8 protein-coding genes and 3 pseudogenes are annotated in these 11,733 nt (G+C 33.2%); 1 reads left to right on the forward strand and 10 read right to left on the reverse strand.

Annotated elements, in window-relative coordinates; all coding sequences use genetic code 11:
• Window positions 1–57 precede the first annotated feature (57 nt).
• The 10 genes and pseudogenes from DM800_RS19875 to vanR all read right to left on the reverse strand — a co-directional run bounded on the left by DM800_RS19875 (window position 58) and on the right by vanR (window position 11,477).
• A complete protein-coding gene (locus DM800_RS19875; protein ID WP_000548621.1) occupies window positions 58–309 on the reverse strand; it encodes a hypothetical protein in 252 nt (83 codons plus the stop codon).
• 208 nt (window positions 310–517) lie between these two features.
• Window positions 518–781 (reverse strand): annotated as a pseudogene (locus DM800_RS19880) (metallophosphoesterase); the annotation flags it as partial.
• A gap of 115 nt (window positions 782–896) precedes the next feature.
• Entirely contained in the window at window positions 897–2,333 is a 1,437-nt protein-coding gene (locus tag DM800_RS19885) for an MBL fold metallo-hydrolase (RefSeq protein ID WP_147787423.1), read from the reverse strand.
• Window positions 2,334–2,399: 66 nt separating this feature from the next.
• Window positions 2,400–3,599, reverse strand: coding sequence for an FAD/NAD(P)-binding oxidoreductase (locus DM800_RS19890; protein ID WP_147787424.1), 1,200 nt, complete (start codon window positions 3,597–3,599; stop codon window positions 2,400–2,402).
• A gap of 630 nt (window positions 3,600–4,229) precedes the next feature.
• On the reverse strand, window positions 4,230–5,900 hold the full coding sequence (locus DM800_RS19895) for a M4 family metallopeptidase (protein ID WP_147787425.1): 1,671 nt from the start codon (window positions 5,898–5,900) through the stop codon (window positions 4,230–4,232).
• 459 nt (window positions 5,901–6,359) lie between these two features.
• Complete coding sequence (locus DM800_RS19900) at window positions 6,360–7,343, reverse strand: glycerophosphodiester phosphodiesterase family protein (RefSeq protein WP_147787426.1); 984 nt, start codon at window positions 7,341–7,343, stop codon at window positions 6,360–6,362.
• A gap of 294 nt (window positions 7,344–7,637) precedes the next feature.
• Entirely contained in the window at window positions 7,638–8,276 is a 639-nt protein-coding gene (locus DM800_RS19905) for a VanZ family protein (protein ID WP_147787427.1), read from the reverse strand.
• 56 nt (window positions 8,277–8,332) lie between these two features.
• Window positions 8,333–9,215, reverse strand: a pseudogene (gene vanY / locus DM800_RS19910) (VanY-A/VanY-F/VanY-M family D-Ala-D-Ala carboxypeptidase).
• Between the two features lie 410 nt (window positions 9,216–9,625).
• Window positions 9,626–10,792 carry a vancomycin resistance histidine kinase VanS gene (gene vanS, locus DM800_RS19915; protein WP_147787428.1) on the reverse strand — a complete coding sequence of 389 codons (1,167 nt, stop codon included), beginning with the start codon at window positions 10,790–10,792 and terminating at the stop codon, window positions 9,626–9,628.
• A complete protein-coding gene (gene vanR, locus DM800_RS19920) occupies window positions 10,782–11,477 on the reverse strand; it encodes a VanR-ABDEGLN family response regulator transcription factor (protein WP_147787429.1) in 696 nt (231 codons plus the stop codon). The genes vanS and vanR overlap by 11 nt, the downstream gene beginning before the upstream one ends.
• A gap of 100 nt (window positions 11,478–11,577) precedes the next feature.
• On the opposite strand from vanR, the pseudogene DM800_RS29970 reads away from it, so the two are divergent.
• Window positions 11,578–11,709: pseudogene (locus DM800_RS29970) on the forward strand (Tn3 family transposase); the annotation flags it as partial.
• Window positions 11,710–11,733 lie beyond the last annotated feature (24 nt).

Here is an 11,733-nt window from a genome sequence, read left to right on the forward strand (position 1 = left end):
CATTAGAATTTCATTTCTTAAAGTCGACTCTGTTTCATTTAAATTATATATTTCATTTTACGTTTTTAAATTCATATATTTTCTAATTCTAGCAACATCTAAAGAATATTCGATAACTAATTGCTGTAACGGTAAAATAACTGTATCAGGATATAAATGTGCATATTGTAATGTTTCTGCATATTTTTCTAACCTTTTTTCTAAATACTTTATAATTTGATCAGGATGACTTACTAATAAACATTTACAATAATAATGTATTTGTTCCTCAATCGCCGTATACTCTTCAATTTCATATTCTTTATGCATGTGTACACCCCTTTAAGTTTTTTACTGAATTGCTTATCACACTTTTCACTCGACTAATTTTTAAATTTTTTGATTATTTACACTATAACAAACTCTCCGGGTCAAATTTTGTTACTTTATGTAACGTAGAAAATTTTTAACAAAACTGTAATGTTAACTTGTATAAAATGCATATGGCCTATTTTTTCTGTAAAAAAAATCGTACAGTTCAATTTAACTGTACGACTACAAGTTCTGGCCTATTAAAAATTCTTTGCGGAATGATACTATTGCCTAATCCTCTACTTACTACCATAGACGTATTTTGTTTTTCATATAAACTGGTTGTATATTTAGGTAAAACACCTTGATTTGGAGCCACTAATTTGCTGATAAATGGTAACCTAAATTGTCCACCATGAGCGTGTCCTGATAAAACTATATCTATTTGCTCATCTGCATAATTCTGAATAAATTCAGGTCTATAGAATAAATCATCTATTTCTCCTATTTTAATACACTATCTAACTGTATTGCTCCTATATATAGATATACTCCTATGTAATCCGCAATTTTCCTTATCGGATAAATTAATAAAAATTATTTCCCTACACATTGCGATTACATGTTATATAAGGAAGCTCTTCTTTTTTCCATGCAAGAAATCCTCCCTTTAAATTCACTACTTCCTTTATACCTGCTCTTTGTAAAATACTAGCTGCTATAGCGGAACGCAATCCGGTTCGACATTGTAAAACTATTGGGCAATCTTTTGGTATACAATCTAGCTGCTTAAATAAATTTCCTAAAGGGATATGTATTGCATCATGAAGATGTCCTTCTTCCCACTCTTTTTTACTACGCACGTCGATTACCTTAACACTTCCACCTTTTATATGCGGATATAATTCGATTGATGTGTCTTCTTTGTAACTTTCTAATCTATTAAATCTTTGTATTACCTTTACAGGTACAAAAGCAATAATATTATCTAGCCCAATAGATTCAAAGTCTCTAATAACTTCCTCCACTCTAACCTGTTCCTCATCTAGAATGATTAAAGTTTCTGTTTTATAATCTAGTAACCATCCACACCAAGTTGTAAAGGAATTGTTATAAGGTATGTTAATTGATTTCTCGATGTGACCAGAAGCAAAACTCTCTACATCCCTTATATCAACTATTTGCTGAACGCTTGTCATAACTTCTTGAAGTTTTTCTACTGTATCAATAGCAATAACTTCTCTCTTCTTACGAATTGGAGGACCAGACTTATTTAAATTCTTCATTAATGAAAAATACTTTGGAGGCTCTGGCTGTCCCCTCAATAAAGTCGATACAAAATCACTTTCTTCATTACACTGAAATGCCCAATTGAACATCTTTTCATAACCTAATGTAGAAGTTGGAATTGCTCCTAATGCTTTTCCACATGCGCTTCCTGCACCATGTGATGGCCATATTTGCAAATAATCAGGGAGTATTTTTATTTTTTGTATAGAATTAAATAATTGTTTCGCTCCTATTTTTGCAGTATTTTTCATACCTACAGCAGTTTCTAATAAATCCGGTCTTCCTATATCTCCTACAAATATAAAATCACCTGTGAGTATTCCCATTGGCTTATCATTCGTATAATTATTTTGACTTGTATCAGTTACTAAAAAAGAAATACTTTCAGGCGTATGCCCTGGGGTGTGAATTACATTAAATTTTATATGACCTATTTTAAACTCTGTGCCCTCTCTAACCAATTTGTATCGACCTTCGTTAAGATATTGATATTTCCAATCACAATTTCCTTCATCAGATACATATAACTTTGCATGATAAAGATTAGAAAGTTCTCTAGACCCAGAAAGAAAATCTGCATGAATGTGAGTTTCAGCCGCAGCAATTACTTCCATTCCCTCTTTCTTAGCAAATTCTATATATTGTTCTATATAGCGACCTGGATCAATTACAATTGCTACGCCTTCCTTCTGACAACCGACCAAATAGGAAGCATGTGCTAATTTTTCATCATAAAAATATTTTAAAAGCATAGCTATTCCCTCCAAATAGTTATTTCAAATTACTTTTCAATTTGTATAACTGCTTTCTATCTTCTCCTATAGCATCCCTTTCAACATAAAATTCCAATACATATAGGGCAACATATATCTTTTAAGTAAAAACATACTATATCGTTCTTTCGCTTGATTAAACGGAAATGTTTCTTGAGGCTCATGTTCATAGTTAAATTCAGCGAGTATAAGACTTTTATAACCTGTAACAATCGGACAGGATGTATATCCATCATATTTAGCATGCAAGTCTCTTCCGTTAAGTACGTCCATAATATTTTGTTTTAAGACAGGTATTTGTTTTCGAATTGCCGCTCCAGTTTTAGAGGTGGGTAAATTGGTACAATCTCCAAGTCCGAAAATATTCTTATACTGTACATGCTGCAAAGTATAAGGGCTTATATCTACCCACCCCTGAGAATCACTTATCTCACTCTCTTTAATAAAATTAGGTGGCCCCATTGGTGGAACAACATGGATCATACTGTATGGTACAGTTTCTCTTTTCAGTGTTTGCGTATCTTCAAAAATTGCTTCTCTTTTTTCGGCAATAATTTCTACTAAGTTTTTATTATAATTCGTTATAATTTGCTTTCTTTCTAGTACTTGTTCTAATGTATTAGCATAACGTGGAACCTGAAATATATTAGCGTTCGCCGTATAAAACATTACTTCACTTTTGTTTCTTACACCGCTAGTAGAAAAATACTCTTCTGCTAAATACATAATCTTTTGTGGAGCACCACCGCATTTAATAGGAGTGTTTGGGTGGGTAAAAACTGCATTTCCTCCTTTAAATTTTTCAATTTCTCTCCAAGTAGAATCAACATATTTATAAGAGTAATTGCTACAAACCCCATTAGTCCCAATAGACTCCTTCAAGCCTTTAATACCATCCCAATTTATTTGTATACCGGCTGCTACAATAAGAATTTCATACTCAAGCAGCAGTCCATCATCTAAAAGTAGCTTATTTTCTTCCGGAAACAACTTAACGACACTTTTAGGAATCCACGTTGCACCTTTTGGAATAAGCACTTCTTGATCACGCATCGTACTTTCCTTTGAAACAATTCCTCCCCCCACTAAACTCCATAGTGGTTGGAAATAATGTTTTTTTGATGGATCAATAATTGCTATATCTTCTTTCAATAGGGGTACATTTCGTAACAAATGTGCAGTAGAAGATATTCCTGCCGTCCCAGCACCAATTACAATAATTTTATAACTATCTCTGGTCTTCATTATCCTCTTCCCATCTAAATTTGATTTTTAAAACAACTAATTCGCAGCCGTATTTTCATTGTATTAACATTATTATAAGTTAAAAACACCACCTTTTTATCTGACTTAAATGAAAATTTTGTTAACTTTACCATCAATTTTACTTTATGCGTAAATCCCCTATGCTACTTCCATCTTTTATATTTTTCAATCTTAGCCTTTATTCAATCTTACTTTTATTTAATCAGATAGAGGAATTGTTAGTTAAATACGGGAGGTTTTTATAACGCGCTAGGTATTCATGTGAAAAAATTACTAATTACATGGAAATTAGCTCCGACTCATATTCAATTGAGTGAAATTATTGAGGTTACCGAAGATAATATATGCTGATGTTGAAAAAGGAGAAGTAAACCTTATTAGTAAAGTAGAATTATCTATTATTTTCAATGAAATAGCTCTTTTAAATATAATAAATGCATAAGTATTACTGTATTGATTAATTTTAAAAATAACCAAATTTGGACTCTAGTTCTTAAACAATACAAAAAACAACGAAAAAGAACACACCTTTTTGCATTATACAAGTGTGTTCTTTTCTTTTTTTAGTTTTAATTGCTATAATTCTTAGCCTATAATAACTAAATTAAATTATTTTACACCGACCTGATTCCAAGCATTTTCTATAGCTTTATACGTTACACTATCATAACCATCATAATCAGCCGCAGATTGTAATAAAGCAGTACGAGCTTGTTTAAAGTCGCTAGTTGGAGTCAAATATGTTGTTAACGCACGATAATAGATTTTTTCTGCCTTTTCTTTACCAATAGAATTAATTGTCAGATATGCAGCCTTATTCGGAATACCGCTATTTATATGCACTCCACCATTATCTCCTTCTTCAGTTTCTGGAAGATATTGATAGTTTCTCATATGAGCAGGCTGTCCATATTTCTCAGGATTTGATAAGCTTCGCAGTGCGTCCCCAGAAACACCAGGTGTAAATACAGCATCTCCTACATCCCAATTGGTAGGATCAACAAAATAGCCAAAAACATCAGAGAAAGATTCATTTAATGCACCTGATTGATTTACGTAACGAAGATCAGCAGAATACTCTGTAACAGCATGAGTTAATTCATGTGCCACAACATCAAGAGAACCAGAAAGCGGAATAAATCTGCGACCATCTCCATCCCCGTATATCATTTGCTGGCCATTCCAAAATGCGTTATTTACGTTAACTCCATAATTTACAGCCGAGCGAATTGTTTTACCTTTTCCATCAATACTGTTACGATTATGAACGTTTTTATAATAATCATAGACTTTTCCTGCATGATAATGGGCATCAACTGCTGGCCCTTGATCTTTATTTGTCCAAGCATTATCCTCATCAAATAGACGATAATTTATTGGATAATCTTCATCACTATGATTAACTGTAAATGTTTCAATGTAGCCACCATTCATAGGTTTTGTTATGTCTTTTAAGTAGTATTTTCCCTTTACACTACTAAAAGTTGTATTCAATTCTTTTTTATCACCTAATACCCCATATCCGTAGCCTTTATGAGCACTATCTGCATCTGTAACTGCATTATATGAATCTACAATTGTTCCATCTTCCGCATTAACATAGATGTGCCAGTTAGCACCATAAGGTTTAATAAATTGTAGTTTCACTTTAAACGTTAAATAGTATGTTCCATCTTTTTCATATACAACTAAATCTCCTGTTTCATTAGTAGACTCTAAGTTTTCTTTTATCTGATCTAATGCATTCCCGTCCATTTTTACTAGCGTATCAATTTTTGTAAGTTTAATATGTTTCCAAGCATTTGAAAGTGCTGTTTCCTTTGTAATCTTTGCTTTTGTATTCCCCTTTAAACTCTCCTCTGCAGCTGGATGGACATCTCCATTGACCGTTGTTACTTTCCCCTCTTTATCTGTATGTACAATAAATTGTGCACCGTCAACAGGTATTTTATTTATAGATCGTGTATAAACATAATGTTTCATACCTAAATCATCTGATTTCACTTCTTTAAGTGTTAAATCTTTTTGTGGATTTATTTTAAATAATTCTTTATTTTCTTCAAGAAACTCTTTTACCGCTTTTTGAGTCTCTACCTTTTTATCAGATAAATCACCTGAAAGAAATGATGGACTTCCCTGTTCCTCATTCCAATTTTTTTGTAGTACCTCCATTTTATCCATTGCTTCTTGTTGAGAGACTTGTTCTTCTGCAAACGCAGTTGAAAAAGGAGCACCTAACATTGTTCCCGCAGCAAGCAATGTAATAACTGTTTTTTTCATTCGTTTTCCCCCTTCAATATGAGTAATTTAAAAGATATAATTGCAAAATTTAATATACAATTATTTTCGAACTTTTTGTATAAACATGAATAATTGCATATTATTTATTTATAAAAACTATTAAGATATAAATTCCTTATAGGGGTACCTTCACATGCCCATCAACCTAAGATTTAAAAGTACCCCCAAACAAAAAATTTACTTTTCTACAGTTAGTTATTTATGAGGATTCAGCTCATTTTTTACATCTTGCGAGTAATTATTTAATCATTGTCGTACTTCTGTTTGAATATAAATAAAATAAGTTCCATTCATTCAAAAAATACCCCTGATTTCCATTATTCATAGGAAATCAGGGGTATTTATCGGTATATAAACCTTTAAAATTATTAATAAGTCTTCTTTTAAAATATAAATGGTTAAACAGATGAAAAAACTTCGACTGTTATATTATCCCCCTTATTTCTTAAATACAGGTGCTATTTTATCAATGCGATTTGTCCAAATTCCACCTGTATAATCGTCAGGAAGGCGTTTTATATCTTCAGATGAGTCAAATCCACTTGAAAACCCAAACCCATTTCCTCCTACAATGATAACTCGAGTATCTGCTTTATCCATTCGATTAAGAAAACGATTTGGCCATCCCCAAAGCCAAGGAGCTACTTTGTCTGGTATATGTAATTCTCCATGCTTCAGGCTTGAAGGTATGTAGCCAGTCCATCCTAATGCCATATAAGTAATAAGATCTTTTTTCATGGTCGCTTTTGACATTGTTCGTAAACTAGGGATGCGCTCTTTTATCGCAGCAATTGGTTTATCGCCACCATATACAGTTAGTTGATCAAGGCGTTTCGCTGGTAATTTCTTAAGGTGAGTAGCCAATTGGATTCCTTCATTTTCATCATCGCTTTTAATATGAATAAGAAAAGAACGATCTGGAAAATGGGTAAGTACTTCATCAAGTGTTGGCATAAGATTAATCCCTTTGCCACGAAATGGGAATGTTTTACCCCCATCAGCTGTATAACCGTAACCAATATCAAATGCTTGTAATTCTTTTGTTGTAAAATCTCTTGTAACACCTTTACCATTAGTACGGCAATCAAGCGTCCAATCATGAAAAATAACAAAATTATTATCTTTAGTTGGTTGAACATCAAACTCTACTAGATCAGCTCCAGCTTTAAATGCAGCTTCCATAGATGGAATTGTATTTTCTAAATAAGAGTGTTCAGGTTTATTTATACGTTCTGCTGTACATGTATCACTTTCAATCTCTTCCATGCTAAATGTTTGCGAAAGTCCTCGGTGAGCAAGAAGAAGAGGAGTTCCATCGTCCCTCTTAGCAAAAAAAGAACTGTTATTTACATAAACAAATACGAAAAAGATAAGAATTATCCAAGTCGTTTTACGTTTCAGTAACCTTTTTAGTTTATTCATTGTATGCTCCTCTTAAATATTGGTTGAAATGCTTTAAACAATTTTCGACATTTAAATACTGGTAAATATTACAGCCTATCTTATTTTTTCGCAATGGATATAATTGTTAATTAAAGGCTGGTACTTTGATATAAAACGGGAGCAATAGAAATCAATTCAATAATCACTCAACCTTCAGTAAGAATAGTTTTGAAAGATTTCTATGAGAATTTAATATAAATGGGTATATGTAATATCCTATTATTTAAGAATCAATTTGTTATATTCACATTATCTGACAGTATCTTAATCACCTTATTGAAGGATTAGAGGCCGTCTAAATAAAACTGGATAATAGATTAACATCATACCTACAAATGAGCAAACTAAATAAAAAATAGCCTCGTATTTTATTACTAGAGAAATATTATTATCAATCTTTTTTTCATCTCTTTTATATATCATTTTGAATAATACTCTATATAATAAATACCCAATAATTGCTCCCAGAGTGTTCATAGATAAATCATCAATATCTGTAATTCTATTATCTAGCAATTGACCTAACTCAATAGCTAATGAAAAACCGAATCCAGCATAGGCGGTATTTTTTATTGTTCTAAACTGCGGCCAAATAGTCGGCAATAAAAAACCTAATGGCATAAACAGTAAAATGTTTAAGACATAAGTAGTCATACCTTCAGAAGCAAATGGAATCAAGTTAATTTGATTTGCGCGAATTAATGTTTCGTATCTCCCTATGTCCCATATAGTCCCTATCTGCGTCACCTTATACACTAGTGAAAGGTAGAATAGAAAAACATACACCCATAGAATATGCTGAATAGATATATTTTTTTTCGTTTTAAAATAAAATCCAATTTGAAACACTATACAAAAAATAATAGTAAAAAGATAAATATATAAATAATTAATCAAAATTCCTGAATACATATAGAATCTCCTAACTTTACATTTTAATCTATAACTTTGTCATTTTAGAATATAATTCAAGAACGGGTGGTCACAATCACCCCATCCATATTATTTCCAGATATTTCACAAAATTCATTCGCTAGTATTTCAACGTCAATTGTCTTGTTTTGAAAAAAGGATAATATGAAATCTTATATTTTTCCCCATCAATACTTGCTGAAATGCTCTCTTCTTCTTTTAAATAATCAGGTATTCTTCCAAGGCTAAATTCATTTTTTGCATAATCGTACTGTGAGGCAAACCGACATAGCGAATATGCCAAGGTTCATATTGGATTCCTGTAACATCCGTTTTATCCGAGGGATAGCGTAAGATAAAGCCGTATTTCCAAGCATTTTTTTCTATCCACTTTCCTTCAGGTGCTCGGTCCATTTTCGTTAAGCCTGATCCTACATCAAGTGATAAACCTGAATTATGTTCACTATAACCTGCTGGTAAGGCATAATCAGCCCCCATCTCATGGTAAAGTCCACTTTGCTCATCAAAGTCACGATAACCACTATTAATAAAAAATTGATTAACACCTTCCATTACAGCATTATTAATCATCTCTGAAAATTTTTTTGCTATTTCTTTTGATAAATAAATATTCGTATTAAGCAACCCGTATCCATTTATCAATTCATTATGTTTAGATAAATTTACGATATCTGATTTCACACTCTCTTGGCGAATTGGATATTTACTGTTAATTAAGAGCAGATTACCTTGATATATCTGTTCTTTTACAATCTCTTTCTTTTGAATAATTGAGGTAGTTCCTGTATTATCTATGTTATCTTTGTGATTTTGATCATATTTTTGAACCTCTACTTTATTCTGAAAAAACAGTGCTTTATTCATGAAAGCAAAACCTAAGAAAAATAAAAATAACAATAAAAAACACCACTTCTTCATTTTCAGCTTCCTCCTTAAATAAATGAATTGATGATAATGTCACGCTGATTCAGCGCTGAAGATTTCGGATATGTAACTCTTAACGATTACTTTCTGCAAAGCGATGCTATATCTATATGTGGATACTCTGTTCAGTAGTGTGTGCAGGAACATCCAAAACAGCAGATTGCTCATTTGACACAATTCGCTAAAAGGAAAAGAAATATTTGTGTCACTCTTTTTCTAAACATGTGAGCTATTTTAATCCACGCATAAGTTATCATATCTTTCTTTGACGAAATAAAAAAAGCTCGTTCTTATGGTTTAAGTCTACCGCATAAGAACGAGCCATTTTTTAATATTCAATTGTTAATTTCCTAAGAAAAAGTAGAGATAACCTTAAGAATTCCTTAAGAAACAATGATTATTTTCTAAGAACCCCCTTTATCAACCAAGTCTTGGAAGGCTGGAAGCTCTACCGTGAATGTCGTAGAGTTATCATTACTTTCCGCGTAAATCTGTCCACCATGCTGAACAATGATTTCTTTTGCAATCGCCAATCCAAGTCCCGCGCCGCCCGTATCAGAAGAACGGGCATCATCCAATCTGTAAAACTTTTCAAATATGGTAGCGAGTTTATCTTTCGGGATGTTTCCGTCGTTCTCGAAAACGATGGATACCACATCATCAGAGAGGTCCGCCGTAATGTCAATTACGCTGTTGTCCTCGCTGTATGCAGCGGCGTTTTTCAAAATATTGTTAAAGACCCTCGCTAGCTTATCAGGGTCACCAAATACGGTCAAATCTTCAGAAGCATGGAGTACCACCTGTTTGCCCTTCGCGGCAAGCTGGGGATAAAATTCATCAGTCATTTGCACCAGCATATAGTATAGGTCTATGTGCTTTTTCGTGAGCGTAATCGTTTGAAGGTTATATCGCGTAATCTCAAAAAACTCGTCGATTAGCTGTTCTAGGCGATACGCTTTGTCTAACGTGATATGCACATACTTTGCCTTTTGCTCTCTTGGCATGTCTGGTGCCTCGTCAAGCAGGATCAGATAACCGATAACTGATGTAAGAGGCGTTTTAATATCGTGTGCCAAGTACATAACAACTTCATTTTTTCTTTGTTCGGCCAGCTTTGCATCATGCTCTCGCTTTTCAAGGGTTCGCTTTAATGTGTTGAGCTTCTGTTCCATGAACTCTATTTCCGCAGAAAGCTCAATTTGTTTATCTTCGTTCTGAATAAGTATATCAATACCGGTATTTATCTCGTCAAAGTATTTTACAAATTTTAAAAGCATAACGCGACATAGAATAAGAATACTAATGGCAACCGCCACATAAATAAAAATTTCTATATTGTTCCGTATAGTATACTGATATATTATCATTGCATCCCAACGCTCTAAGTGATAACTGTTTTCCAAAAAACGTACGATCCACTCCCCAAGTGTCCCTTGGATAAATAGACGCAAAAACAGCACAAATACAACTGCTGCCATGACAATCGCAAGGATATACTGGTAGAGTTTTCGTTTTAATTTTGAATAATCGATTTTTTTATTCTTATTTTTATTTTTATTTTTATTTTTCAATTTTATAGCCGATCCCCCATACCGTTTTTATATACTTCGGATTATCAACGGTGTCGTTCATCTTTTCTCGCAGATGTCGGATATGCACGGTGATAGTGTTATTGCTCTTGCTGAAATATTCGTCACCCCATATCTCATGAAACAGCTGCTCAGAGCTAACCACATTCCCCTTGTTTTCACAGAGGATACGCAGGATTGAAAACTCGGTGGGAGTGAGAGATAACGGTTTCTCGTTCAGTGAACACTCATGCGTGCTTATATTAATGACAAGACCAGAGTAAACGATAACATTCTCGTTCTGTGCCGTTACTCCATTGTATTTTTTATATCGGCGTAACTGCGCCTTGACTCGCGCAATTAACTCTAGTGGGCGAAAGGGTTTTGTAATATAATCGTCCGCACCAATTGTTAGCCCTGTAATTTTATCTACTTCCGTATCTTTCGCCGTCAACATGATAATTGGATAGGTGTGCTTGTCCCTTATTTTTTGACAGATAGTGAGACCACTTACGTCGGGAAGCATGATATCCAATATTGCAAGGTCAAGCACATTCTTGTCTATACATTCCAACGCTTCTTTGGCGGTATAGTATTTGAAAACCGTATAATTCTCGCTTTTCAAGTATAGCTCAACCAAATCGGCAATTTCGCGTTCATCTTCCACAATAAGTACTTTATCACTCATGGTTACCAACCCTCCTTTATGGATGTGCTTTTCTCAATTGGAATCTTTTCTGAATAACGAGCCTATCATACCTATCACTCCAAGTAAAGTCCTATTGTTGTATACAGACACAGTCGGTTACACAAAATAGATTTTTGGATTTACCCATTTATTAAGATTTAATTTTATGCCAAGAATAAAAAATCTATCGGACTCAAAATTATTTACAATAGATAAAGCAATATACTCTCCCTTTAGAAAAAGGAAACAATTCCGC

This window comes from Bacillus sp. AY18-3, assembly GCF_008042305.1.
In the GTDB taxonomy this organism is placed as follows: Bacteria; Bacillota; Bacilli; order Bacillales; family Bacillaceae_G; genus Bacillus_A; species Bacillus_A wiedmannii.